Raw genomic sequence first — 26208 nt, 5'->3', positions numbered from 1 at the left:
ATCCAGCCTAAAGACCAACCGTGAAACGCGCGATCGTTAATAAGTCGTGCACCTAATTTTTCTAGGCTACGAACCGGCTGTTTCGATTTCGAGTGAACTACCATTGTCTCGATGGCAACCATGCCAACGCAGCCCCATGCACATCGCTCTTCATCCCGGCGACTGGGAGGGTTGCGGTGTGATGGTGCCCGTTTGGACCGTGTGCTCGGCCCAGCCGCCGCCTAACGCCTTGTAAAGGTGGATGAGGTTGTTCAGCCGTGTCAGGCGCGTGCGCACCAGGGTCTGCTGCGAGCCATACTGCGTACGCTGCGCGTCGAGTAATGTAAGGTTATCGTCCACTCCGTCCTGGAAGCGCTGCTCGGCCAGTTGGTAGGCCTTCTGGCTGGCCGTCACCAGTAGCTGCTCCGAATGGATCTGCTCATCGAGCGTGCGTTTGCCCGCTAAGCCATCGGACACCTCAGCAAAGGCCGCCTGGATAGTCTTTTCGTAGTTGGCGATTTCGATCCTCTTTTGTACCTGAGCCACGTCCAGGTTGGCGCGCAACGCGCCGCCGCGGAAGATAGGCAGTGTGATTTGCGGCATGAAGCTCCAGGCCCGCGAGCCCGAATCGAACAGTCCATCGAGCGAGGCGCTGGCAGTACCCGCCGATCCTGTGAGACTAATCGTCGGGAAGAACGCGGCCCGCGCCGCGCCGATGTTGGCATTGGCGCCGATCAGCATCTGCTCGGCGGCGCGGATGTCGGGACGACGCGCGAGCAGTTCCGACGGCAGTCCGCTGGGCAGGCCGGTCGGCACGATGTCGTCCGCAAGCGCCACGGCCTCGTCAAGCCGCCGGGACAGCTCCGGCGTCAGCGGCTGCCCCAGCAGCAGCACCAGGGCGTTGCGATCTTTGGCCGCCTGCCGCGTGTATGCGGCATGGTTAGCCTCTGCAGTACGCAGCGCAATCTCCGCGCGGCGCAGGTCGAGCTGCGTGGAGTTGCCCGCTTCCACCAGCTGGGTGGTCAGGTCATAGGAGCGCTTCTGCGTGGCGAGGGTATTAACCGTCAAGCTCAGCAGTTCCTGGTCGGCTCGCAGCGTGAGGTAGGTGCTGGCCACCTCGGACACCAGGCTCATCTGCGTAGCGATGCGGGTTTCATCGAGGGCCAGATAGGACGCCAGTGCCCGGTCGCTGAGGCTGCGGATGCGCCCCCATAGGTCCACTTCCCAGGCCGCCGTCACCCCGGCCATGTCGTAGCGCCGGAGCACGGCGCTTTGTCCCGTGGTGCTGACGTCGGCCGGCAGGCGCTCTGAAGCGCCGCTAGCGGAAACATCCAGGTTCGGTAGCATCTCGGCACGCTGGATGCGGTACAGCGCCTGCGCCGCCTCGACGTTAAGTGCGGCCTTGCGCATATCCCGGTTGTTCTCCAACGAGATGTCAATCAACTGCTGTAGCAGCGGGTCGTGGAAAAAGTCTCGCCAACCGATCTCGGCCGTGATCGTGGCATCGGGCGCCGCGGCCGCCAGCTCGGCACCGGCCTCGTCCAGGGGAAAGGTTGTGTCGATTGGCGCTGCGGAACGGTTATACACGGGTGCCATGGAGCATCCGGCCAGTACCGCCGCGAGGGCGAGCGGCGCAAGAATCCTGGCGGGTCCTGAGAATGCGCAAAGTGTTTTCATGTCGTGAGTCCTCCTGAAAGTCATTCGTGCTGGTCTGTCATACCGTCGCGTACGTGGTGCGTCTCGCTCCGCAGCGCTAGCTTGCGCACCAAAACGTAGAACACCGGTGTCAGTACCAAGCCGAATGCCGTCACGCCCAGCATGCCCGCGAATACCGCAATACCCATGGCATGGCGCATCTCGGCACCAGCGCCGCTGGCCAGCACAAGCGGCACCACGCCAGCGATGAAGGCGAACGACGTCATTAAGATCGGGCGCAGTCGCAAGCGCGCGGCTTCGAGCACGGCTGCCAGCGGATCGGCCCCTTCGCTTTCCTTTGCACGGGCGAACTCCACAATCAGGATTGCGTTCTTAGCGGCCAGACCGACCAGCACCACGAATCCTATCTGCGTGAAGATGTTGTTGTCGCCGCCCGAGAGCAACACGCCAGCGACTGCCGAGAGCAACGCCATGGGCGCGATCAGAAGCACCGCGAACGGCAGCGACCAACTGTTGTACTGGGCTGCCAGAAAAAGGAAAGCGAGGAGCACCGCCAGCGCAAAGATGTAGATCGCCGTATTGCCAACCCTCTTTTCCTGGAAAGTTAGGTCCGTCCACTCGTAGGTCATGCCGTCCGGCAGCGATTCGGTCACGATCTTCTCGATCACGGCGGTGGCCTGGCCGGACGAGTAGCCCGGCGCTGGCCCGCCGCTGATATCGGCGGAGGGGAAACCATTGTAATGCATCACCCGGTCGGGGCCGGAGCTGCGCGTGATCGTCGCCAGCGCGCTCAATGGGATCATGTCACCAGCCGTGTTGCGCACCTTGAGCATACCGATGTCCTCGGCCTGCATGCGGAACGGCGCATCAGCTTGGGCCATCACCCGGTAAGTACGACCGAATCGGTTGAAGTCGTTGACGTAGAGCGAGCCGAGATTGACCTGCAATGTGTCGAATACCTCGGTTAGCGAAACGCCCTGGGACTTCGCCTTCACCCGGTCGATGTCCACCTGCAACTGCGGCGCATTGGTCTGAAAGCTGGCGAGCATGTTCGCCAGCTCGGGCGCTTGCATGGCCTTGCCCATGATCTGGCCCTGTGCCTGCACAAGAGCCTCGGCCCCCAGGCCCGCCCGATCCTCAATCTGCAGCTTGAAACCGCCCATCGAACCCAGGCCCGGCACCGGCGGCGGCGGGAAGATGCCGACGAAGCCGTCCGGTATTTGGCTGAACTTGCTCATGAGTTTGCCCTGGATGGCGAAGGCCGACAATGAAGGATCCTTGCGCTCGGCGGAGGGTTTGAGCAAGGCGAACATCAGCGCGGTGTTGGGCTGATTAACCGGACCGTTAACGGACAAACCAGGGAAAGACACCACACTCTCAACGCCAGGCTCGGCCAGTGCGATCTTGGTCATCTCATTGACGACAGCCTCGGTGCGGTCCAGCGACGCGCCGGTTGGAAGTTGGGCGATGCCCACCAGGTAGTATTTATCTTGCGCGGGCACGAAGCCTGCCGGCACCTTGTGGAAGCCCAACCAAGTCAGGCATAGGAAGCAAACGTAAAGTAGTAGCACGATGGAGCTGCCGCGCACCGCGCGGCGCACGCCCCCGACGTACGCGTTCGAGGTGCGGTCGAAGAAGCGGTTGAAGCGGCGGAAGAAGCCGCCAAACACGCCGTCGATGATGCGCGTAATGCGATCTGGCCTGGCCGCGCCGTAGTGTGGTTTGAGCAGGATGGCGGCCAGCGCGGGCGACAGCGTGAGCGAGTTGATCGCCGACAGGATAGTCGAGAACGCGATAGTCAGCGCGAACTGGCGATAGAACTCGCCTTGTAGCCCTGACAGGAACGCCGAGGGGATAAAGACCGCCGCCAGCACCGAGGTGATGGCCAGGATAGGGCCGGTCACTTCATCCATCGCCTTGCGCGCCGCATCCTTAGGTGATTCGCCCAGGGCCATATGACGCTCGACATTCTCCACCACGACAATGGCGTCGTCTACGACGATACCTATGGAGAGCACGAGACCAAACAGCGACAGCGTGTTCAGCGAGAAGCCGAACATGTGCATCACTGCGAATGTCCCGACCAGCGAAACTGGCACCGCGATAAGTGGGATGATCGACGCGCGCCAGGACTGAAGGAACAGCACCACCACGATTACCACCAGAAGGATGGCTTCCAGCAACGTGACCGCGACGGATTGGAGCGAGGCGCGCACGAAGACCGTGGGGTCGTAGGCGATCTTGTACTCGATGCCTTCAGGGAATTTGGCTTGCAGACGCTCCATCGTCGCTCGTACCGCGCTGGACGTTTCCAGGGCATTGGAGCCGGGCGTCATTAGAATTTGCAGGCCGACCGCGTTTTCGCCGTTGAGCTGGCCGCGCATGGTATAATTGTCCGACCCCAGTTCCAGGCGCGCAACGTCGCGCAGGCGCGTTATCTGGCCGTTGGCACCGGTCTTGATCACGATGTCACCGAACTGCTCTTCGGTGGTTAGGCGGCCCAGCGCGTTAACGGTGACCTGGAAGGCGGATGACGCATTGGGCTGCTGGCCGATAGAGCCTGCTGCAACTTGCACGTTCTGTTCGCGGATCGCGGCAACTACATCACTGGCGGTCATACCGCGCGATGCAACCTTCTCCGGGTCGAGCCAGACCCGCATTGCGTACTCGCCCTCGCCACCAATGATCACATTGGCGATGCCCGGCAGCCTTGCCAATTCGTCGCGCACGTTGAGTATTACGTAGTTGGATACGTACAGCGGGTCATAGCGATCCCCCGGCGAAAGCATATGCACTACCATGAGGATGTCGGGCGCAGTTTTTTCAGTGACAACGCCGATGCGCTGAACGTCAGGGGGCAACCGGGGCAGCGCGCGCGACACGCGGTTCTGTACCTGAATCTGTGCGACGTCGGGGTCGACGTGCTGCTCAAAAGAGATAGTGAGCACCATCCGCCCGTCGGTGGACATCTGGGATTGCATGTACATCATGCCTTCCACGCCGTTGATGGCCTGCTCAAGCGGCGATGCCACGGTATCAGCGATCACCTGCGGATTGGCTCCGGGATAGCTTGCGGTGACCTGCACCGTCGGCGGCGTGACTTGCGGGTATTCGCTCAGTGGCAGCTGAAAGTAGCTGATCGCGCCGGCAATCAGTATAAGCACCGACAGAACGATGGCGAAGATCGGCCGGTTGATGAAGAAACGAGGGAAGTTCATTTGCGGGCCTCCGTCGAGTCGGCCGCGTCAACGGAAGGTGTCGCGAGTGCCTGCATGGGCACCATGTGCGGCGTAATCGCCATGCCGGGGCGCACAAGGCCCTTGATGATGACTTTCTCACCGGCCTGCAGGCCGCCATTGACGACGCGCAATCCGTCCACCACTGGCCCCAGCTCTATGGGCCGGTACTGGGCCTGATTCGTCTCGCCTACGACCAGCACGTAGTTACGCCCCTGATCAGTGCCTACAGCCTGATCGTCAATAAGAATGGCCTCGCGCGCCGCGCCGGTGGAGAGCCTCGCCCGGGCGAACATGCCGGGCGCCATGCGCCCATCTGGGTTGGGCACGACCGCGCGCGCGCGGATCGTACCGGTGCTTCGGTCGATGGTGTTACCTATGAAGTCGAGCGCGCCCCTGTGTTGGAACCCCTTATCCGTGGTCAGCCCGACCTGTACTGGCAGCGATGTCTTGCTGCCTGCAATTGCAGCGGGCCGCGAGCTGCTTACTACGGTTAGATACGTTGCTTCGTCAATGTCGAAGTACACGTGCAGTGGGTCGATGGACACGATGGTGGTCAACAGCGTGGCTGCGCCCGCCGCCCCGCCGCTGACCAGGTTGCCCTCGGTCACGAGGACGCGATCAACGCGCCCGCTGATGGGTCCGTGACGCGAGCATAGGTCAGGTCCAGACGCGCCGCAGCAACAGCGGCGTTGGCGGCCTGCACCTGGGCATGGCGAGCACTACGCACGGAGACAGCATCGTCGTAGGTTTTGCGCGAGACGGCACCGGTTGCGACCAGACGCTTGGCGCGGGCGAGGTCGGCCTGGGCCTGGCTGGCCAATACCTCGGCCTGACGCAGTTGCGCCGTGGCACTGTCAAGCGCCACCTGGAACGGCCTTGGGTCGATCTGGAACAGCAGTTGGCCCTTGCGCACCAAGCTGCCTTCGGGGACGCTCACAGCATCGACGGCGCCGCCGACCCGCGAGCGCAGCTCAACGGTCTTGGGCGCGGCCAGGAAGCCGGTGTACTCGGCCTACGGCGTGACCGTGCGTGTGATGACCTCGGCCACGGGCACCTGCGGCGCCATCGGCGCGCCCGCCGGAGACGCCGCAGCCTTCTCCTCGTGCTTGGCGTCGCGGGCAGCAATCGCTATCCCCCCGACGACTGCGATGATGCCCGCCACCACAATGATTCTGATTTTATTACTCATGGAAGTAACCCTTACTTGGATGCAGGACTCCGGCCCTTCCGAAGCGCTCTGCAGAAATCTGTGTGGAGGCTAGGCGTTACAACGATAGCAACGTCCAGCCCTGTTTTGCCTTAGCGGGCAGACTGCATGGACAAGGTGGAGGGAGGCCCGGCGTCGTCGCCGTAACTAACTTCCGGCGTACCCTTGAAGCGCAGCAGGCGCAGTGCATTGAGCGTGACTAGGGCCGTCGCGCCGGTGTCGGCCATCACGGCCACCCACAGGCCAGTGATGCCCATCACACTGGTGACCAGGAACAGGCCCTTCAGGCCAATGGCGAACGCCACGTTCTGGTGGATGTTGGCCATCGTCGCACGCGATAGCGCTACTAGGTGCGCCACGTCGGTGATGCGACTCTTGAGCAGCGCGACATCGGCCGTCTCTAGCGCCACATCCGTGCCCCCCCCATGGCGATACCTACATCTGCGATCGCCAGGGCCGGCGCGTCGTTGATACCGTCGCCTACCATCGCCACCTTGGCATCGTGCTTCATTGTGTTGACCAAACGCAGCTTGTCCTGCGGCAGCAGCTCAGCTTCCCACTCAATGCCCAACTTGCTGGCAATTGCCTGCGCGGTCCAACGGTTGTCTCCGGTCAGCATCACCGCGCGCACACCCATGGCGTTGAGCTGAGACACGCCTTCACGCGCATCCCGACGGGGTTCGTCGCGCAGGGCCAGCAAACCCAGCACATTCTTGCTGGCTTCGTCGAACAGGACCACCACGGTGTTGCCGCCTTCCTCCAGCATGTCGATCTCCTGGCGATGCTCAGCCTTCAGCATGGCCGCCAGACCCGCATGGACAGGGGAGCCGACGACAAGTGAGTTGCCATCTACGGTGGCACGCACCGCCTTACCCGCAATCGCAGATGCGTCGGTGGCTTGGGGAATAGGCACATCCAGGCTCTTGGCATGAGCCACGATGGCCTTGGCCAGAGGGTGGTTGGAGCCAGATTCGACGGCCGCTGCCAGTGCCAGCACTTTCTGATACTCAAACTGCCCGAACGGCACGACCTCGGTGATGCGGGGCTTACCTTCAGTCAAGGTGCCGGTCTTATCGAAGGCGATAGCTCGCACACGACTAATGGTTTCCAGCGCGCTTCCGCCCTTGATTAAGAGGCCGCGACGTGTGGCGACTGCAAGCCCCGAGGCGATGGCCGCCGGCGTGGACAGCAACAGAGCGCAGGGACAGGCAATAAGCAGTAGCGCAAGGCTGCGGTACAACCAGGTTTCCCAGTTTCCACCCATTGCAAGTGTCGGAACCGCCACGACCAGCGCCGCGATGGACATGACGGCGGGGGTGTAGTAGCGGCTGAATTTCTCGATGAGACGCGCCGTAGGCGCCTTGGATGATTGGGCCTGCTCGACCAATTGGATGATGCGCGAGATGGTGTTGTCCGTCGCTGTCTTCTCGACCTGGACCTCAAACGCGCCATCGACGTTGATCGCCCCCGCGAAGACGTCAGCGCCCACGCCCTTCTGGCGCGGCACGGACTCGCCGGTGATGGGCGATTCGTCCAGGCTGCTTTCGCCGCGGAGGATCTTGCCGTCCGCCGGCACTCGGTCGCCGGGACGCACCAGCACGCGGTCGCTCACGCGTAAGGAAGCGGCTGGCACTTCGCGCTGCCCGCCCGTCGAGTCGAGCAACACCGCCGTCTTAGGCATCAGCGAGGCCAGAGCCTTGATGCCGGCGCGTGAGCGGCCGGCGGCCACGCTTTCGAGCAGTTCACCGACCGCGAACAGGAACACCACAGCGGCAGCTTCCTCGGCCTCGCCGATCACGAGCGCGCCCAGCGAGGCGACGACCATCAGCGTTTCAATGGAGAACGGCGAGCCGGACATGGCGAGCGCGAGGGCCCTGCGGGCGAATGGCAGCACACCCACAATCACCGCTGCGGCATAGATCCATTGAGCGTAGCCAGGAATGAACCACGCGATCGCGTAGGCTGAGCCCATGAGACCGCCCAAGCCCAGTAAATACTTGCCTTTCTTCGTCTGCCACCAGCGTCGGCGCGCCTTGGATGCCGTTGTTGGGGCGGCGAGTGCGGAACCGTCATTGAGGCGCACGTCGGAGACGCCAAAGCCCAGCTCCTTGACGGTCTTCTCGATGTGGCCGAGCTGCGTAGGGCCACCGGACGCGAGCGTCAGCTCCAGCGTTTCGGCGGTGAAGTTGATGCGGGCTTCGGACACTCCGGCCATGCGCGCGAGCGCCGTTTCGATCTTGCCTACGCAACTGGCACAGTCCATGCCTTCGACGCGCATGGAAACGTTAGGCGGCGTGCTGGGCGTCCGACGAGCGGGAGAGGCCGGCGCACGGTCATGTCCGCTGCAGGGACCGTGCTCGTGACTATGGCCGTGGTCATACTTGTGTCCGTGATCGTGCCCACGGTGATCACTACAAGCCTTTGCGTGCACGTGGGGATGATCGTGTACATGGTCATGGTGGCTGCCGCAGTCAGCACGGTCAACCAGATGGGTCACCTGGCGCGGTTCGGGTACCGCTGACACGCAGGAAGCGGGCATTGCCTGCACGTCGAAGCCCAAGGAGCGGATTTTCTTGGCTATGTCTGCCTCGGTTGCACGGCTTTGCGAATCGCGCCTCAGCGTGAGCGTCTCGCTCGCAAAATTGACCTTTACGTCCGACAGACCTTTTATCCGGCCGAGTGCCGTCTCGATCTTGCTTACACAGCTCGCGCAATCCATCCCTTCAATACGAAAACCGAGGTATTCCCCAGCTTCGTGGCCCATCGCTTCCATTTCCATATCATTCTCCAATTTCTCCGAGTTACTTACACGATGGAGTGCGCTGCAGATCGATCTAACTACCCCCCCACCTAAAAACACATGTACACATATTCATTTATACGACAAAAAAAACGTTTTTGTCTTTCTCCCTGCGATCGTCGGTGATTTAGTCTGCGGCGCGCCCCTCTCAGTTTTGACGCAGCTGCTGGTGGTCCTGGAACGCTACGCGATATGTCTGGCCGGACGTATCCGGGGTTTGCTCACCCGCAAAGAAACGATCCAAGCCAGCGCATTTCCGCTCCTTTAGATTGGCCCCAACCTGAGCGCGCGTCTGCGCCGTTGGTTTCTGGTAATTCTCGCCGTCGCGCATGCACTGATAGTTGTCGCAGGCTGCGCGGTTTTGCGCGCCGAATGTGTTGGCGCCACCTTCATTGGCTTCGAGCTTATCCAAGTCAGCACGCTGCCAAAGCACCAAGTCGGCGCGTACTTGGTCTCGCGCCAGGCTGCCGGGCTGGTGGTAACTGGCACTCTGGCGAATCTGCTGGAACTTCTTGAAGGCTTTACGGTATTCAACACTGAAAGTAGCGGGGCCGGTTTCGCCGCGAGAGAGCTTATCCAGACCGGCCTGTTGCCATGCAGCCAGATCAGCTTTGACCCCGGCGCGCGAAAGGCCCGCGTCAAGTGATTGCGCGACTGCCGATACCGCAAGAAGGCGGAAAGTAGAACAACGAGGCTAAATTTCTTGGACATCATCAATACTCCTCGATACTACAAACAACGGCACAATGCTCACGTTTCGTTCAGTCAACCAGCGGTTCAAAAATATAATATATGAATATATATTCATTCATTTACAACAGATTGCCTGTGTGTCTTTTTTTCGCTCGGGGAGGTGCCTCAGTTTCAGGCCAAGTTGCAAGCCCCACGAATAAAAACGGCATGCCACCTGAAAGACCATGCCGGCCAGCATTCGCACCCTCATTCAGTCGTCGTTTCTGCCCTCGGAAATGTGGACAGCCATGTCCTGTAGCACCTGACTGACGTGTTGATCGGCGATGCCGTAGAAGATTTGCTTGGCCCGGCGCTCGCCGCGCACAAGGCGCGCGCCGCGCAACAGGCGCAGGTGATGGCTGACCGAGGATTGCGACAAGTCGAGCGACTCGGCAATGTCGCCCACCGCGACCGACCCATGCATGCATTGCAGCAGGATTTTCAACCGCGATTGGTCGCCCAGCAGACGGAAGGTCTCAGCCAGAACAGCGACGTCACTTTGCGACAGTGCGAGTGCATCATTGGTCGCAACGCAGCTGGTGGTCGAACATCGCCCGGTGTCGGCGCGGGTGGTTTTACGAGACGTCATGGGCTCAAACCCTCAAGGGAACTACAAACCGACCTGCACGACCTTAATGGTTGTGACCAGGAGTGGAGTGATCGTGGCCGTGGATGAGCCCCTCGCCATACTTATGTTTGCCATGTTCATGCCCACTGCGGTCCTCACGGTCCATCGTGGGTTGCAGGCTGCAGACGCTCTCGTCGGCCTGCGAGTTCCAGTCGATTCCAACCGTGGCGTGTTCGATATTGAATTGCTCTTGAAGCACCACCTCGACGCGCTTCACCACGGCCCGAGCTTCCTCGTCCACATTGGGTCGAACATGCAGCGTGGCCATCGCCCGACCGGAAGTGAGTTGCCACACGTGAACGTGGCTAACAGCAGCTAGGCCTGGCACGGCGCTCATCAGGCCCTGCACCACTTTCTCGGGCGAAGCGTCCTCCGGTGCGCCCTCCAGCAGGATGTGGATCGACTTGGCGAGCAGCTTCCAGGCGCTGCGCAGAATCAACGCTGCCACCAAGACCGACAGGATGGGATCGATTGGAGTCCAGCCGGTGAAGTAGATGACGACCCCAGCGACGATGGCACCAACAGAGCCCAGAAGGTCACCCATCACGTGCAGGATGGCGCCTTTTACGTTGACGTGATCGGTTTCGCCGCGCGTCATGATCCACAGCACCAGCACGTTGACCAGCAGGCCAAGCACGGCGACGATCATCATCGGGCCAGCCAAGATGACGGGCGGAGCCTGCAGACGCTCCCACGCCTCGTAGGCGATCCAGCCCACGATTGCGAACAGGGTTGCGGCGTTCAGGAAGCCGGCGATGACCTCGAAGCGCAGGTAGCCGAAAGTGCGCTTGTTGTCGGCAGCTCGTCGACCGAATCGGAAGGCAGCGTAAGCCAACGCCAGCGCCACGGCGTCGGTCAGCATGTGGCCCGCGTCGGCCAGCAGCGCCAGCGAGCCCGATAGCACGCCGCCGACGGCCTCCACCAGCATGAAGCCGAAGATTAGAAAGAATGATAGTAGGACCTTGCGCTCGTTGGCGCTGGTAACTGTGGGGGCATGGTCGTGATCATGCTCATGTGCGTGAGATTGGGACATGGAGACCTCTGGCAGCTAGGTGTTTGACTATCGCCAAAAAATATAACATATGAACATGTGTTCATGTTAATCATTTAGCGAGCCGTCAACTAGCAGCCGGGCCGCGCTGTTGCGCAGCCACGGGGAAGTGCGCCTATGCTCTCAGCCACTAGGCCAAGCGCCCCCCCCCCCTCATCAGGTTCGTGCCAACGAGCGCAATCACCTGCGCGGTGAACAGGTGGCGGTAGGTACGATTCATCAGGACGGAGAGCATCGGGTGGCCTGAAAGCAGCTTGGTAAGCGCCTTCATTTCGGCAAGAACGGAGCCATCGTCATTAGACAGGCAGTAGTCGATGCAGTCATGGACCAGGAGGCGCTTAGCCGCCCGTACCGCACCCTCCGCCGCCGCGGTCTGGCGAGTGATGCCTAGGCAGCCCCCCCCCCCCCCCGATCATCCCGATGACGTGCCACAGGTAGCCCTCGGCGCGCTTGAACCACTTCACGGGGTCGGAATGGATAGTGTGCTCGTGCGTCTCTATCATGCGATCATTTTATCCCCCCTAGGAGGATCAACGAGCCTGCCTCACCGCTTGCGCAATGAGCGAGGACTACTTCACCGCGCAATTCCATACACCAAACGCACCCGCTGTAGCAGGTGGACAGACGTTAGAAGGTTTTTCTTTTCTCAATCATATGAATAAATGTACAATTGTTCATGTGTAAGCCGCAATGCAGCGACTTTTCTACGACCTCGAACACTTGCTCTGGAGAAAATCGGCCGAGCAATTGCAGATGCAGGACTGACGGAGGACTGAATGCTTCGCAAAGATATGCGCACGGGGTGGATATGGGCTGTATCCATGATTTGGGCCGGTGCCGTGCTGGCCCAGCCGGTAGCCGCCCCGCAAGCACCATCCAGTCTGGACAGCCACATGATTGTCCTACTGTGGGAGTCGGCCTGGCAGCGACAGCCAGAAGCCGCTGGAGAACGCGAATGGCAGCAGGCAGCCCAAGCGCGCCAAGAGACGGCCAGCCGCTGGGTGGCCGGTCCGATGGCACTGGAGGCCTCCACCAAAACCGATCAATTCAACTACCGCGACGGACAGAGAGAATATGAAGTCGGGGTGGCCATTCCCCTCTGGATGCCCGGTGAACGCGCTTCGTCGACGCGCTGGGCGGACGCGGAAACCCTCGCGCTATCCAGTCGGTTGCATGCCGCCAAGCTGCGCACAGCCGGACAGGTCCGCCAGGCATGGTGGGCCTGGCAGCGTGCCCATGCCGAATTGGCGGCCGCGCAGAACCGCACTAGCAGCGCGGGGGAGTTGGCGCAAGACGTGGCCCGCCGGGTTCGCGCTGGCGACCTAGCGCAAGCCGACCAGAATCAAGCCGATGGCGCCTTGTCGTCTGCCAGAAGCGCCCTTGCCATGGCGCAGGCAGAAGAAGTCACGCAGCGCGAAGCGCTGCTGGCACTGACCGGTATCGAGAGTATCCCACCCCAAGCAGCTTCCGCAAAGCCGGAGCAGCCAAGCTTCAAAGCTCAACCGGTATCGGCACAGCCGTTCAGCGCCTCGCTGGATAACCACCCGGCGCTGCTGGAGCTGGAGCATAAGGCGCTGGCGGCCCGCCGCGCCGCGGAACTGGTGTCCCATCAGAAGTATGCCAATCCCGAGCTGACCCTGGCGACCACTCGGGAGCGGGAAAGCTACGGCGAGCGCTATAGGCAGACAATTACGGTGGGAGTGCGCATTCCCTTCGGTACGGGCAGCCGCCACACTGAACAACTGTCCAGCGCCAACGCACAGGCACTGGAGGCCGAATCGTCGCTCGCGGCCCAACGCACTCGGCTACTCTCGGAAATCCGAACCGCCCAATCGCACAAACTTGCGACCAGCGCCCAAGTGCAAGCTGCCTCGGAGCGCCAGCGACTGGCCCAACAAACGCTCACTTTCTACCAGAAGTCGTTCGCGTTGGGCGAGACGGACATGCCAACCCGACTTCGCATCGAGCAGGAGGCCATCGAGGCAGAGCGCGCAGCGCTGCTCGCGAAGGTAGAACACGCCGCAGCCATCTCGTCCCTGTTGCAGGCCCAAGGCGCGCTGCCGTAACCGAACGGGAACCTCACTGACATCTCCAGCACGCGCTGATCGGCGCGCGCTCAACCATTTTGGAGCCTTAGAAATGTCGCAATCCTATTTCTGGCGCGCTGCTGCCTTGTCTAGCCTCCTGCTCGGCAGCAATGCAACCTGGGCCGGCGACGGCCATGACCATGGCGAAGCCGCTCCTGCCCCTAAAGCAGCCGCGCTTCCACGCTTCGCCGCGGTTTCCGATGACTTCGAGCTAGTGGGCGTGCTGAACGGCCAGCACTTGACGCTGTACCTTGACCATGCTGCCGACAATCGGCCGGTGATAGATGGCGAGTTGACCCTCGAGCTAAGTGGTCAACAGGTGAAGGTTAGCCCACACGGAGTTGGAGAGTTCGAGGTCGAGCTGGCTGAGCCGCTGCCCGATGGCGAGACCTCAGTCATGGCCACCGTAACCGCGCAGGGCCAATCGGACCTGTTGACGAGCGTCCTCGATGTCCATGGCGAGCACGCCGAACAAGAGCATGCTGCTGCATCAGCCCTTGTGATCGTACTGCGCGGAGGTGCGACAATCCTCGGCATCGGCTTCTTGGCGTGGGTTCTGCGCAGACGCACACGTGCTACCGGCACAATGCGAGGTGCAGCATGAAGCACAACGTCCGTTTCCTGATGACGACGTCCATGGTGGCTGCATTGACTCTGGCTTCTCCCGCGTTCGCCCACGACGGTCACGACCACGGCGACGAAGCGCCGGCCGTTTCTTTCAACAGCCCGCAGCGTCAGCCTGATGGCAGCGTGTTTCTCCCGAAACCGTCGCAGCGTCAGATCGGTGTGCGCACCCAGCCGGTCAAACAGGAGCCTTTAGCCCGCAGCCATGAACTGGCCGGCAAAGTAATCATGGACCCGACCACGGGAGGCAAGGTGCAGGCCATGGTGATGGGCCGACTGGTGCCCGGACCGGATGGCCTGCCTCAGATCGGCCAGTCCGTGCGCCAGGGCCAGGTGCTGGCTTACATCGAACCGGCCAGCGGCGTGCTGGAGCGCTCAGGCCAGATGGCCCAGGTTGCTGAGCTGCGCGCGGCCCTGGCGCTCGCGCAAAAGCGCTTGACCCGGCTGCGCGTGCTTGCGGATACCGTGCCCCGTAAGGAGATCGAAGCAGCTGAAAGCGAAGTGAACAGCCTGACCGAACGTGCTCGTGCCTTGAGCGGCGGCCTCTCCGGAAGGGACGTGCTGAAGGCCCCGGTCAGCGGCGTTATCGCTTCCAGCCCCGCGGCCGCCGGGCAGGTTGTGGATGCGCGCGAACTGGTGTTTGAGGTGGTCGATCCGACCCAACTGCGCATCGAGGCGCTTGCTTACGACCCGGCCATGGCGCAGAACCTGGCCGGTGCCACGCTCGCGGTAGGCAACCAGAAGGTGCCGCTGCGTTTCATTGGCGCCGCCAGCAGTCTGCGCGAGCAGGCCCTGCCCATGCTGTTCAAGGGCGCCAGCGAAAGCCTCTCGCGCTTGGCGGTAGGTATGCCGGTGGTAGTCTTCGTGCAGGAGGCGACGACGATACCGGGCTATCGCGTGCCTTCCGGCTCGCTGATGAAGAACTCCACCAACCAGAACATCGTTTGGGTCAAAGACCAGGCCGAGCGCTTCCAGCCGCGTGTCGTGAACATCACCCCGCTGGATGGCGCATCCATCGCCGTTACTTCGAACCTGGCGGACGGCGACCGCGTCGTTGTCGAGGGCGCGTCCCTGATCAATCAAGTCCGTTGAGGGGCACCATTCCATGTTCAAGTGGCTTCTCGAAAACAGCTTACGAAACCGACTCCTGGTCATCATCGGGGCGCTGGTGCTGATGGCATATGGCGCGTTCACCCTGACGCGCACGCCGGTAGACGTATTTCCCGACCTCAACAAGCCGACCGTCACCCTCATGACGGAGGCCGGCGGCATGGCTGCCGAAGAGGTCGAGCAGCTCATCACGTTCCCGCTCGAAACGGCCATGAACGGCCTGCCCAGCGTCGAGAGCGTGCGCTCGGTCTCCAGCGCCGGGCTTTCCTTCATCTACGTGACATTCGACTGGAAAACCGACATCTTCCGGGCGCGGCAGATGGTCTCCGAGCGCCTGACGTCCATGGAGGAAGGGCTCGCCGCGGGCGTCACCCCCACGATGGGGCCAATCAGCTCAGTGATGGGAGAGATCATGCAGATCGCGATCCCCATCGGCGCCACGCCCTCAGGACAGAAGAGCGCGGCCCCGCCGCTGTCGGCCATGGACACGCGCGAGTACGCGGATTGGGTGCTGCGTCCCCGACTAATGGCCATACCAGGCGTTGCCCAAGTCATTCCGATCGGAGGCGAGGTTCGGCAGTTCCAGGTCCAGCCCAACACCACTCGCATGTCGGAGCTAGGCGTTACCGCCGCTGACCTGGATGCGGCGCTCAAGGGTTTCTCCGCGAACACCTCCGGCGGTTTCCTGGAGGTCAATGGACGCGAATACCTTATCCGCAACCTGGGCCGCACGACCCGACTCGACAACCTGCGCAATCTGCCTCTCACGGTGCGTGCGGGCCAACCCATCCTGCTGCACCAGGTCGCCGAAGTTCAGTTCACACCAGCCATCAAGCGTGGCGATGCGGGCTTCGAGGGCCTCCCCGCCGTGATCTTGGGCATCCAGAAGCAGCCCACGGCCGATACGATTGCACTGACCCGCTCGATCGAAAGCGCGCTGGCGGACATGAAGGGCTCCCTGCCGGCCGGCATGGCCGAGCCGCAGGTGACCTTCCGACAAGCCAATTTCATCGAGGCGTCCATCAGCACGCTGCATGGCAAGCTCATCGGCGCATCGGTCTTCGTGGCAGTGATCTTGTTCTTCTTCCTGGGCACTTTGCGCCCCCTGGTGATCGCGTTGACCGCGATTCCTGCCTCGATCTTCGTGACAGGGCTGGTATTCCAGTATTTCGGACTGTCGATCAATACCATGACGCTCGGTGGCATGGCGATCGCCATCGGCGGCCTCGTGGACGATGCCGTGGTCGATGTGGAGAATATCATGCGGCGCCTCAAGGAAAACCGAGCCCGCCCCGCTAAGAGTAGGCTGACGCCTCTGGTCGTCGTCGCCAAAGCCTCGATGGAGGTTCGCTCGGCGATCCTCTACGCCACGATGATCATAGTGCTGGTGTTCCTACCCCTGTTCGCGCTGCCGGGTATGGAGGGACGCCTGTTCGTGCCGCTCGGCATCGCGTTCATCGTCTCTACGCTGGCCTCGCTGTTGGTCTCTGTGACGGTTACGCCGGTGCTGTCGTACTACCTGTTGCCCAAGATGAAAACACTGGACCACGGCGACACTCGGCTTCTGGCCTGGCTAAAGGCGCGCTACGAGGGCGGTCTGCGACGAGTCTTGCAGCGGCCGCGCGCCGCCCTTGGTATGGCAGCTGTGACGGTCACGCTGGCTATCGCTGCGGTGCCGTTCTTCCCGACCACGTTCCTGCCACCGTTCAATGAAGGAACATTGCTGGTGGGCCTGCGCCTGAATCCTGGTGTCACGCTGGCCGAATCTTCGGCACTTGCCCAGCAGGCCGAGCTGCTGGTCGCGCAGGTGCCGGAGGTGCAACACGTGGGCCGGCGCAGCGGACGGGCCGAGTTGGACGAGCATGCCGAAGGCGTGCATGTCAGCGAACTGGACGTGGGCCTGCTGCCCGCCTCGGAGCTAAAACGCTCAATGGAGGAGATCACCGCCGACATCCGTTCGCGCCTGGCCCGCTTGCCCGGTTCCATCGGCATTGGCCAGCCGATCTCGCACCGCATCGACCACATGCTGTCGGGGGTGCGCGCGCAGATCGCCATCAAGGTGTTCGGCGAGGACCTCGACGTCCTACGCGGGCAGGCGGACCTACTTCGCGCCAAGCTGGCCGGAATTTCTGGACTTGCCGACTTGGAGATCGAAAAGCAAGTCCTAGCGCCGCAGATCAAGATCCATGTGGACTATGCAGCGGCGGGACGCTACGGCGTGGCCGCACCGCAGATCCTGTCCGCGTTGCAAAGCCTGGTAGAAGGCGAGAAGATCACCGAGGTCATCGAAGGTAATCGCCGCTTCGCGCTCGTGGTTCGCTTACCCGAGCAGGCGCGTTCGATCGAGGGATTGAGCCGGATCCTCATCGACACGCCAATGGGGCGCGTACCGTTGTCGCGTCTTGCCGCCATCGAAGACAGTGACGGTCCCAACCAAGTCAGCCGCGACGACGGCCGTCGGCGCATCGTCCTGTCGGCGAACGCCCAGGGGCGACCGCTTTCCGAGGTGGTGGCCGACATCAGGGCTGTAGTTCAGGATCTGCGCCTGCCCGAGGGCTACTTCGTTACGCTGGGTGGGCAGTTCCAGGCACAGGAGGAAGCCTCGCGACTGGTGGGCCTGCTGTCCATCGTCTCGCTGACGCTCATGTTCGTGGTCCTGTACACGCGCTACAAATCGGTGCTGTTGTCGGCGCTTATCATGGTCAACATCCCGCTCGCTCTGGTCGGCGCGGTACTGGGGCTGTGGCTGTCCGGCCAGCCGCTGTCCGTGGCCGCCCTGATTGGCTTCATCACGCTTGCGGGAATCTCGGTGCGCAATGGCATCCTAAAGGTAAGCCACTACCTCAACCTAATGCGCATGGAGGGAGAGGAATTCGACCAGAAGATGATCGTGCGTGGCTCGCTCGAACGGCTCTCTCCGGTGCTGATGACAGCACTGGTCACGGCATTCGCGCTGGCCCCGCTGCTGTTCGAGGCGTCCCGACCCGGCACCGAGATCCTGCACCCCGTCGCGGTGGTGATCTTCTCGGGGCTGGTCAGCTCCACGCTGCTAGACACCTTTCTCACACCCGCCATGTTCTGGCTGTTCGGCCGCAAGCCCGCAGAAAGCCTGCTGGACGACCGCGACGCGGAGGCGTTCTGATGCAACGCCTTTCGTCACCAGATTTCAACAACCCCACCCCTTTAGGAGCTTTCATGTCTGTTCTCTTTCGTTCCTTCACGGCAGGCACCGCACTCGCCCTGGCATCCGTAACGGCCTTCGCCGCAGGCGACCATGACCACACGCATGACCACAAGCCGCTGCATGGCGGCGTCGTGACCGAGGTTCAGGACGTGGACTACGAGTTGGTCGTTCAGCCCGCAGCGGCGCAGCTCTACCTGCGCGACCACGGCAAGCAGGTCAATGTAAGCAACGCTAAGGCCAAGCTCACGCTGCTGAATGGCTCGCAGACGCAGAAGGTACAACTCGCGCCTGCTGCGGACGGAAGCCGCCTCGAAAGCATCGGAACCTTCGCCGCGGCCAAAGATACAAAGGCTGTAGTCCAAGTCGAACGCGGGGGCAATATCAGAAGTGTCCGGTTCGTTCTGCCGTAGTCTTCAACGTGATCGTCAAGAAACTAGATGTAATCTGGCGATCATCCGACCAAAGGCGCGACATATATACTCACTAATTCCTCGAGAACTTGTGGAGATGTAAATCATGCGGGACTCCAGCTAGATGGGCGCAGCGTGGAAGAGGGAGGCGTAGCGGTAGCCAGCACGGTCACGTCGATTTCAGCACGCCCCCAACGCCATTTACATGAGCAGGGAGATCGTCTGGGTAGGCCGCACCGAGCAGCAGATCAAGAACGTGAGGCTGCCTACAGGGTCCACACCTTTCTGATTATGACCAATGGCCGCGCAAGCGCGCTGGCCGACACGACGGGCCTCGTCTACATGATCGTTGATCCTGCGACGGACGAGTTCCTCGGCGAGCACGTGGTAGGCCCGCTAGCCTGCAAACTGGTGTCCGAGGCAGCCACCTCGATGGCCTTCAAGGCCAGCAACGAAGACATCGCCCGCATTTGCTTTGCTTATCCGACGCTCTCCGAGACATTCAAGGAGGCCTCGCTGGCAGCAGACTAGCGCGCTCAACTTCTGATTGATTGGAAGCGGCATACAACTGCCTCACCGAACGCAGCCGTTGGCTGAGGGGCGCACCTTGTCAGGGAACGCAGACCGCGCAGGAATGAATGCTTTGCCCCACGACTACTCGTCGTTGTGGTCTTCCGCAATATGGGTAGCCATGTCCAGCAGCACCTGGTTCACATGTTTGTCGGCCACTTCGTAGAAGATCTGTTTGGCCTGGCGCACGCCTTTAACCAGGCGGGCCCCCCGCAGCAGCCGCAGGTGATGGCTCACCAGCGACTGCGAGAGCTCAAGGCTTTCAGCTATGTCACCGACTGAGGATGAACCCTTCATACAAGACAGCATGATTCTCAACCGGGACGGGTCGCCCAGAAGGCGGAATGTCTCGGCCAGGATAGTCACATAATTCTGTGAAAGGGATGCTAGATCGGCGCTTGGGCCCTTCGGTGAGGCACTGGCTGATTTACGTGGAGTCATTTCTCAAAAATTCCTACCCTGAAACGGCTGATCTTGCCTTCAGGATCATGGGGGCGGCGACCATTTGGACGTGCGCACAGCCAGGGACCAAGACGAGCCTGGCAGCCAAAATCTCCCGTTACCCCGTGCGCAGGATAAACGCTGATACGTGACAGCGCACAAGAAAACGCTTGACCTTCCCACGATGGTAAACCCCAACCTCCCCGCATGTCGAATATTAACTATAGGAAGCAACTATGAGCATGGTAAAGGCGAATGGTGCTCGCGCCACAGCTGCAATCAGCCTGCCCATCGAAGGCATGACCTGCGCTAGCTGCGTCGGTAGAGTCGAGGCCGCCCTGGCGAAGGTCTCGGGCGTGGACAGTGTGTCCGTCAACCTGGCAACGGAGCGAGCGGACATCCGTCTGGCCGGCCCTGTGGATCGCATGGCGTTGATCCAGGCGGTCGAGCGGGTCGGCTACGACGTGCCTGCTGGCACCGTCGAGCTGACGGTCGAGGGCATGACTTGCGCATCCTGCGTGGGCCGCGTCGAAAAGGCACTCAAGGCCGTGCCGGGCGTCACTGAGGCCACGGTCAACCTTGCGACCGAACGGGCAACCGTACGCGGCGTAGCCGCTGTAGCGGAACTTGTCACGGCCATCGAAAAGGTCGGTTATGAAGCCAGCCCGGTCGATACCAGCGCGCAGGCCGACGAGGAAGCTGCCGAGAAGAAGGATGCAGAGCGCGCCAAACTCAAGCGTGACCTGATATTGGCGGCGGTACTGGCCTTACCGGTATTCGTGCTCGAAATGGGCTCGCATATGATTCCTGGCATGCACGAGTGGGTGGCTTCTACTATTGGTATCCAGCAGAGCTGGTACTTGCAGTTCCTGCTTACCCTGCTGGTGCTTGCCATTCCGGGCTGGCGCTTCTACGAGAAGGGCGTTCCGGCGTTGTTCCGTCTGGGCCCCGACATGAACTCGCTGGTCGCGGTCGGAACGGCCGCGGCATTCGGCTACTCCATGGTCGCCACTTTCGCGCCCGGCCTGCTGCCAGCCGGCACCGTGAACGTGTACTACGAGGCTGCTGCCGTCATCGTGGCGCTGATCCTGCTGGGCCGCTTCCTGGAAGCGCGTGCCAAGGGCCGCACCTCCGAAGCCATAAAGCGCCTGGCGGGCCTGCAGGCTAAGGAAGCGCACGTGGTACGAGACGGCCGCGTCGTAGAGATCCCGATCAATGACGTGGCCCTGGGCGACATCGTAGAAGTGCGCCCGGGCGAGCGCGTACCGGTCGATGGTGAAGTGACCGAGGGCCGTAGCTTCGTGGACGAGTCGATGATCACCGGCGAACCAATCCCGGTCGAGAAGGCGGAAGGCAGTACGGTGGTCGGTGGTACCGTCAACCAGAAGGGTGCGCTGACGTTGCGAGCAACCGCCGTGGGCGGGCAGACCATGCTTGCGCAAATCATCCGCATGGTCGAACAGGCGCAGGGCTCCAAGCTGCCGATTCAGGCCGTTGTGGACAAGGTGACGCTGTGGTTCGTGCCCACCGTGATGCTGGCAGCCGTCCTGACCTTCCTGGTCTGGATGGTGTTAGGCCCTTCGCCGGCGCTGTCTTTCGCGCTGGTCAATGCCGTGGCAGTGCTGATCATTGCCTGCCCGTGCGCCATGGGCTTGGCCACGCCGACCTCCATCATGGTCGGCACCGGCCGTGGAGCCGAGATGGGCGTGCTGTTCCGCAAGGGCGAAGCGCTGCAGTTGCTCAAGGGCGCCAAGGTGGTGGCAGTGGACAAGACAGGCACTTTGACCGAAGGTCGCCCTGTTCTTACCGACTTGGAGATTGCCGAGGGCTTTGACCGCAACCAGGTTTTGGCGAAGGTGGCCGCCGTGGAATCGCGCTCGGAGCATCCGATTGCGCGCGCCATTGTTGAGTCGGCCGTGGAGGGTGGCATCGCGATGCCTATCATGACGGACTTCGATTCGGTCACGGGCATGGGTGTGCGTGCCACCGTGGATGGTGCCCGCGTCGAGGTCGGGGCCGATCGATTCATGCGTGAGCTGGGTCTGGACGTGGGCGGTTTCGCCCGCACCGCCGAGCGCCTGGGTAACGAGGGCAAGTCGCCGCTGTACGCCGCGATCGACGGCAGGCTAGCAGCCATCATCGCCGTCGCCGACCCGATCAAGTCCAGCACGCCCGCGGCCATCGCCGCGCTGCACCAACTCGGCCTGAAGGTGGCGATGATCACCGGCGACAATGCGCGTACCGCGCAGGCCATCGCCCAGCAACTGGGTATCGACGAGGTGGTAGCCGAAGTGCTTCCCGAGGGTAAAGTCGAAGCCGTGCGACGGCTGAAGGCCAGCCACGGCCAAATCGCCTATGTGGGCGATGGCATTAACGACGCCCCAGCGCTAGCCGAGGCCGACGTGGGCTTGGCGATCGGCACCGGCACCGACGTGGCAGTGGAATCGGCGGACGTGGTGCTAATGTCGGGCAATCTGCAGGGCGTGCCCAATGCTATCGCGCTGTCCAAGGCCACCATCGGCAACATCCGCCAGAACCTATTCTGGGCGTTTGGCTACAACACGGCCTTGATCCCGGTGGCCGCGGGCGTGCTGTACCCCGCCTATGGAGTCCTGCTCTCGCCGATCTTCGCTGCCGGCGCAATGGCGCTGTCCAGCGTGTTCGTGCTCGGCAACGCGCTGCGACTTCGCCGCTTCCAGCCGCCGCTGGCGGCAGACACCGCTCAATGAGAAAGGAGGAATACCATGAACATCGGGAAAGCTTCTAAGGCCTCGAAGGTCTCCGCCAAAATGATCCGCTACTACGAGCAGATCGGCCTGACCCCTCCGGCTGACCGCACCGATTCGGGCTACCGCACCTATACCGAGGATGATGTCCACCGGCTGCGCTTCATCGGCCGCGCGCGCGACCTCGGCTTCTCGGTGGCTGAGATTACGACTCTACTGGAACTGTGGAATGACAAATCACGCCAGAGTGCCGACGTCAAGCGCCTGGCCCAGCAGCACATCGACGAGTTGGAGCAGCGTATCGAAAGCATGCTGCGGATGGCCGAGACGCTCCAGGCGCAGATCCAGTGTTGTGCCGGCGACGAACAGTCCGAATGCTCGATTCTTCGCACGCTGGAGCAGCCCGATGCCACAGACGATAAGCTCGAAACGCGTACCGGCGCCGTGCTGCGACGTGCGCAAACCGATCAGCGGCGGTTGAAGAGAACTCGCATTGACGATCCAGAAGAAGAATCCCCGAAAACACCTTGTCGCTTTACATTGAATTGGTGATTGCAGACACGGATGTGCTTTGTTAGTCAAAATCAATTAGCCCAATGAGTGCAAATATGACTTCTTCGAGTTTTATTGGAGTGACTGACCATCACTGATGCCGGGTACGGTGTTAAGAACAAGCAGATCCGCAAAAAAATGTTCCTGAGCGAGATAAATTAGTTAAGGCCCAGCCAAGACTTGATCGCATGCCAACATCCGTACCACGCGAATATACGGAAGACGTACACATTTCCGAAGACCTGTATTAACTACAGCTTATAGGAGAAGCTGATTTAAGGAGAGCCAACACCAACCCGCTTTACTGCGCACCTCCAACAAAAACAAAAGCCTAATCGAATGTTTAAGTATTGTTTTCACCAGCCGCAAATAAATAAGCAAAAAAAGGACACTCAAAATATTCATAATCGCCGTAAAAATCATGATGAACCTATACAATTCGACCAAAACATATATACATCTATAAATATCATACAGCCACATAATTGCTTAAGATTTAATTGGTATGACGGAGTTTTTTTTCAGCCCATCTCAGCTAATATATTATCCAGCTGATAAAATCAGCTGAATATCAATTTATTAAGGATGCCTGTCATGATTAGAAAAAATCAAATTCTAGAAGAGAGCGCTACCACACCTTCTATCGCAAAATCATTAGGCCTAGGTTCCAAAAGCAAAGAATTTCAAACACTTGTGAAGTTTGCTCATGATTACGATCGAGGCGACAATATTATAAAAAATTATAAGCCCTCTTACTCGATTGATCAAGCAGCTGATGAGCTAACGAGAACTAACAGATATTGGAGCGACTCTGACCACAACGGGAAAGTCGATATATCATACAGTTTTCTTAAAACACCTACTCTATCCTATACCAAAGAGAATGTATCTGGCTTTACTGAGTTTAATAGCCAGCAAAAAAACCAGGCAGTATTATCTTTGCAATCGTGGTCAGACGTTGCAAATCTTTCATTCAGCCAGTCACTAAATGGAGGAGAGGCCCATATTAACTTCGGCAATTATAGCAACGATCCTGGCAATGGTGGTGCGCGATCGGCGTTTGCTTTCTTTCCGAATAACTCTGGAGTTAGTGACGCACTATTTCAAACGAATAGCTCTTACACTGCCAACATAAGTCCAGCTAATGGCAATTACGGCCGACTTACGCTAACTCATGAAATTGGCCATACTCTGGGGCTATCTCATCCGGGTGATTATGATGCTTCAAACGGCTACCCCAGCTACAGTGATTCAACTTATGCTGAAGATAGCATTGGCAATAGTATTATGAGCTATTGGAGCGAAAGCAACACCAACCAAAGCTTCAGTAAAGGCGGGATGGAAGCCTATTCATCCGGCCCGCTGATCGACGACATTGCTGCAATTCAGAAACTCTACGGAGCAAACTACTCCACTCGAGCCGGCGACACCACTTACGGATTCAACTCCAACACAGGACGCGATTTCCTCAGTGCCACATCTAATTCCGACAAGCTGGTGTTTTCGGTATGGGACGGTGGTGGCAATGATAACTTGGACTTTTCAGGTTTCACTCAAAATCAAAAAATCAATCTGGTTGAGGGCTCATACTCGGATGTGGGCGGCTTGAAGGGCAACGTGTCCATCGCCAAAGGCGTCACCATCGAGAACGCGCTCGGCGGTTCAGGCAACGACGTAATCATTGGTAACCAAGTCGCTAACACCATCAAGGGCGGGGCCGGCAACGACCTCATCTACGGTGGCGGCGGTGCGGACCAATTGTGGGGCGACGCCGGCAGCGATACCTTCGTGTACGGTGCCAGTTCCGACTCCAGACCAGGGGCTGCGGACAAGATCCTTGACTTCACCTCAGGCTCGGACAAGATCGACCTGTCCGGTATCACCAAGGGTGCAGGCGTGACCTTCGTCAATGCATTTACCGGGCATGCCGGCGATGCTGTGCTGAGCTATGCCTCGAGTAGCAACCTGGGCACCTTGGCCGTGGACTTCTCCGGGCACGGCGTGGCGGATTTCCTCGTCACCACCGTTGGCCAGGCAGCTGCCAGTGACATCGTAGCCTGATGTAAAAGCGCGCGGCGCTTCGGCGCCGCGCTCCAGGTCGGAGTTGGATATGCCACGCTTTTCCTATTTGATCGCCTGTGTTGTGCAGGTGGGGGTCGTGTCGGCAGGAGCCCGCGCAATGGCTAGCAGTCTTGTATTACCCACCTCGGCGCAGCTTGCCGGGCAGTGGGAGCTGAAGAACCGAGATCAGGTGTGCTCGCTAAAGTTAGTGGAGCAAGCCAACGTGTTGGAGGGCGATATCGCCTGTGTCGAGCAGTGGCTGGGCGATAAACCGCTGACGTGGTCGTCCACCCCGGATGGTATTTGGCTGTTTAACGCTGAAGGCGCGGGAATCATCCATATGAATCGTCAGAAAGAAGGCGACTATCAAGCCCGCACTAAAGCTGGCAAAGCAGTCAGGATGCAACGAAAACCTTCTTGAAGGCTATAAATATATAACTCGATTTGTTAGGCGGCCGTACTCTACTCGGTAGGGGATCCCCTTTTGCGTAATTCGCTGCAAGGAAAAAAATTAATATGGCGAAGGCTCACGGGATTGCGCTCTTATTCAGAGCGCCGGGTGATTTACTGTTGTCTATCGCAACATTTCACAGGCTCGCTCCACCTCCGAGCCGCTATCCTACTAGCGGTGCTTGAACGCGAGTTCAAAGGCTTGCTCCATGTGCGTCATGACCAGATTTGACTCGGTATTCATCTGCGCCGGAAAGCCTCCAGCTGCGTCAATGATGCCCCCCCCCAAACCCTGCATCGAGCGCAATAAGACACTTAGTATGGGTCAAATAAATATCTCTTGGCCGCGATGCCTGCTCGCAAATACACTTCGGGCTTGATGACACCGCTTGGGTACAGCAAGTCTGCGACCTCCAGCAAGGCCAACTCGATGACGCGAATCCCTATGGTATGCGTGAGCCACAACAAGGCCACATCGTGTTCTGGCACACGACCAGTAAAGGGTGCAACGCGGATGAGCTGTTTGAGTTGTCCAAGGCGAAGCGAAGTAGCACGTTGGATGGTTATACGGGGCTCTCTGATAGGATCGCGTGGGAAACGCAGGATCTGGAGAGAGTCGGGCCGAGGCCTCCTGACAAGAGCATCAGCAGGCCCTACCTGATGCACACGGAAAAAGGCCCACTCTGGCAGCAATGGTTGAA

17 protein-coding genes and 2 pseudogenes are annotated in these 26208 nt (G+C 60.4%); 10 read left to right on the top strand and 9 right to left on the bottom strand.

Features of this window, described 5'->3' with window-relative positions; genetic code table 11:
* Positions 1–150: 150 nt before the first annotated feature.
* The 8 genes and pseudogenes from GH769_RS00380 to GH769_RS00350 all read right to left on the bottom strand — a co-directional run bounded on the left by GH769_RS00380 (position 151) and on the right by GH769_RS00350 (position 11274).
* Positions 151–1656, bottom strand: coding sequence for an efflux transporter outer membrane subunit (locus GH769_RS00380; RefSeq protein ID WP_153649407.1), 1506 nt, complete (start codon positions 1654–1656; stop codon positions 151–153).
* Between the two features lie 20 nt (positions 1657–1676).
* Positions 1677–4853: an efflux RND transporter permease subunit gene (locus GH769_RS00375; RefSeq protein ID WP_153649406.1), complete on the bottom strand. Its 3177-nt coding sequence runs from the start codon at positions 4851–4853 to the stop codon at positions 1677–1679.
* Positions 4850–5868, bottom strand: a pseudogene (locus tag GH769_RS00370) (efflux RND transporter periplasmic adaptor subunit). Before GH769_RS00370 ends, GH769_RS00375 begins: the two are co-directional and overlap by 4 nt.
* Before the next feature lie 18 nt (positions 5869–5886).
* Positions 5887–6063, bottom strand: a complete 177-nt coding sequence (locus GH769_RS28925; protein WP_256670277.1) for a hypothetical protein — start codon at positions 6061–6063, stop codon at positions 5887–5889.
* A 110-nt stretch (positions 6064–6173) separates the two neighbouring features.
* Positions 6174–8860, bottom strand: a pseudogene (locus GH769_RS00365) (heavy metal translocating P-type ATPase).
* A gap of 169 nt (positions 8861–9029) precedes the next feature.
* Positions 9030–9293 carry a hypothetical protein gene (locus tag GH769_RS00360; RefSeq protein WP_153649405.1) on the bottom strand — a complete coding sequence of 88 codons (264 nt, stop codon included), beginning with the start codon at positions 9291–9293 and terminating at the stop codon, positions 9030–9032.
* Between the two features lie 531 nt (positions 9294–9824).
* Positions 9825–10202 (bottom strand): helix-turn-helix transcriptional regulator, encoded by a 378-nt coding sequence (locus tag GH769_RS00355; protein WP_153649404.1) that lies wholly within the window; start codon positions 10200–10202, stop codon positions 9825–9827.
* A 43-nt stretch (positions 10203–10245) separates the two neighbouring features.
* On the bottom strand, positions 10246–11274 hold the full coding sequence (locus GH769_RS00350) for a cation diffusion facilitator family transporter (RefSeq protein WP_153649403.1): 1029 nt from the start codon (positions 11272–11274) through the stop codon (positions 10246–10248).
* A 794-nt stretch (positions 11275–12068) separates the two neighbouring features.
* On the opposite strand from GH769_RS00350, the gene GH769_RS00340 reads away from it, so the two are divergent.
* From GH769_RS00340 to GH769_RS00315, 6 genes are all read left to right on the top strand, one after another.
* Complete coding sequence (locus GH769_RS00340; protein ID WP_153649401.1) at positions 12069–13358, top strand: TolC family protein; 1290 nt, start codon at positions 12069–12071, stop codon at positions 13356–13358.
* A 73-nt stretch (positions 13359–13431) separates the two neighbouring features.
* Positions 13432–13983: a hypothetical protein gene (locus GH769_RS00335; RefSeq protein WP_153649400.1), complete on the top strand. Its 552-nt coding sequence runs from the start codon at positions 13432–13434 to the stop codon at positions 13981–13983.
* Between the two features lie 20 nt (positions 13984–14003).
* Positions 14004–15095: an efflux RND transporter periplasmic adaptor subunit gene (locus tag GH769_RS00330; protein WP_256670274.1), complete on the top strand. Its 1092-nt coding sequence runs from the start codon at positions 14004–14006 to the stop codon at positions 15093–15095.
* Between the two features lie 13 nt (positions 15096–15108).
* The gene (locus tag GH769_RS00325) at positions 15109–18255 is read left to right on the top strand and encodes an efflux RND transporter permease subunit (protein WP_153649398.1); all 3147 of its coding nucleotides are present in this window, start codon (positions 15109–15111) and stop codon (positions 18253–18255) included.
* On the top strand, positions 18255–18707 hold the full coding sequence (locus GH769_RS00320) for a hypothetical protein (RefSeq protein WP_256670273.1): 453 nt from the start codon (positions 18255–18257) through the stop codon (positions 18705–18707). Before GH769_RS00325 ends, GH769_RS00320 begins: the two co-directional genes overlap by 1 nt.
* Before the next feature lie 291 nt (positions 18708–18998).
* The gene (locus GH769_RS00315) at positions 18999–19238 is read left to right on the top strand and encodes a hypothetical protein (protein ID WP_256670272.1); all 240 of its coding nucleotides are present in this window, start codon (positions 18999–19001) and stop codon (positions 19236–19238) included.
* A gap of 123 nt (positions 19239–19361) precedes the next feature.
* On the opposite strand, the gene GH769_RS00310 is transcribed toward GH769_RS00315, so the two are convergent.
* Positions 19362–19718 carry a metalloregulator ArsR/SmtB family transcription factor gene (locus GH769_RS00310; protein WP_153649397.1) on the bottom strand — a complete coding sequence of 119 codons (357 nt, stop codon included), beginning with the start codon at positions 19716–19718 and terminating at the stop codon, positions 19362–19364.
* A 242-nt stretch (positions 19719–19960) separates the two neighbouring features.
* Here GH769_RS00310 and GH769_RS00305 point away from each other — a divergent pair, with 242 nt between their 5' ends.
* The 4 genes from GH769_RS00305 (at position 19961) to GH769_RS00290 (ending at position 25478) form a co-directional block, all read left to right on the top strand.
* Positions 19961–22447, top strand: a complete 2487-nt coding sequence (locus GH769_RS00305; RefSeq protein ID WP_372242400.1) for a heavy metal translocating P-type ATPase — start codon at positions 19961–19963, stop codon at positions 22445–22447.
* A 15-nt stretch (positions 22448–22462) separates the two neighbouring features.
* On the top strand, positions 22463–22996 hold the full coding sequence (cueR, locus tag GH769_RS00300; RefSeq protein WP_153649395.1) for a Cu(I)-responsive transcriptional regulator: 534 nt from the start codon (positions 22463–22465) through the stop codon (positions 22994–22996).
* A gap of 594 nt (positions 22997–23590) precedes the next feature.
* Positions 23591–25057, top strand: a complete 1467-nt coding sequence (locus GH769_RS00295) for a serralysin family metalloprotease (protein WP_153649394.1) — start codon at positions 23591–23593, stop codon at positions 25055–25057.
* 49 nt (positions 25058–25106) lie between these two features.
* Positions 25107–25478, top strand: coding sequence for an AprI/Inh family metalloprotease inhibitor (locus GH769_RS00290; RefSeq protein WP_153649393.1), 372 nt, complete (start codon positions 25107–25109; stop codon positions 25476–25478).
* The last annotated feature ends 730 nt before the right edge of the window (positions 25479–26208 follow it).

Source organism: Pseudomonas sp. CFSAN084952, from assembly GCF_009648855.1.
In the GTDB taxonomy this organism is placed as follows: domain Bacteria; phylum Pseudomonadota; class Gammaproteobacteria; order Pseudomonadales; family Pseudomonadaceae; genus Aquipseudomonas; species Aquipseudomonas paracarnis.
Note: the sequence above shows the minus strand (reverse complement) of the source record. Positions and strands in the feature narration are given on the sequence as shown.

Bases quoted from the DNA above. Each gene is read 5' to 3' on its own strand.
- GH769_RS00380 (WP_153649407.1), bottom strand. From the start codon at position 1,656: ATGAAAACACTTTGCGCATTCTCAGGACCCGCCAGGATTCTTGCGCCG.
- GH769_RS00375 (WP_153649406.1), bottom strand. From the start codon at position 4,853: ATGAACTTCCCTCGTTTCTTCATCAACCGGCCGATCTTCGCCATCGTT.
- GH769_RS28925 (WP_256670277.1), bottom strand. From the start codon at position 6,063: ATGAGTAATAAAATCAGAATCATTGTGGTGGCGGGCATCATCGCAGTC.
- GH769_RS00355 (WP_153649404.1), bottom strand. From the start codon at position 10,202: ATGACGTCTCGTAAAACCACCCGCGCCGACACCGGGCGATGTTCGACC.
- GH769_RS00350 (WP_153649403.1), bottom strand. From the start codon at position 11,274: ATGTCCCAATCTCACGCACATGAGCATGATCACGACCATGCCCCCACA.
- GH769_RS00340 (WP_153649401.1), top strand. From the start codon at position 12,069: ATGCTTCGCAAAGATATGCGCACGGGGTGGATATGGGCTGTATCCATG.
- GH769_RS00335 (WP_153649400.1), top strand. From the start codon at position 13,432: ATGTCGCAATCCTATTTCTGGCGCGCTGCTGCCTTGTCTAGCCTCCTG.
- GH769_RS00330 (WP_256670274.1), top strand. From the start codon at position 14,004: ATGACGACGTCCATGGTGGCTGCATTGACTCTGGCTTCTCCCGCGTTC.
- GH769_RS00325 (WP_153649398.1), top strand. From the start codon at position 15,109: ATGTTCAAGTGGCTTCTCGAAAACAGCTTACGAAACCGACTCCTGGTC.
- GH769_RS00320 (WP_256670273.1), top strand. From the start codon at position 18,255: ATGCAACGCCTTTCGTCACCAGATTTCAACAACCCCACCCCTTTAGGA.
- GH769_RS00315 (WP_256670272.1), top strand. From the start codon at position 18,999: ATGACCAATGGCCGCGCAAGCGCGCTGGCCGACACGACGGGCCTCGTC.
- GH769_RS00310 (WP_153649397.1), bottom strand. From the start codon at position 19,718: ATGACTCCACGTAAATCAGCCAGTGCCTCACCGAAGGGCCCAAGCGCC.
- GH769_RS00305 (WP_372242400.1), top strand. From the start codon at position 19,961: ATGGTAAAGGCGAATGGTGCTCGCGCCACAGCTGCAATCAGCCTGCCC.
- cueR (WP_153649395.1), top strand. From the start codon at position 22,463: ATGAACATCGGGAAAGCTTCTAAGGCCTCGAAGGTCTCCGCCAAAATG.
- GH769_RS00295 (WP_153649394.1), top strand. From the start codon at position 23,591: ATGATTAGAAAAAATCAAATTCTAGAAGAGAGCGCTACCACACCTTCT.
- GH769_RS00290 (WP_153649393.1), top strand. From the start codon at position 25,107: ATGCCACGCTTTTCCTATTTGATCGCCTGTGTTGTGCAGGTGGGGGTC.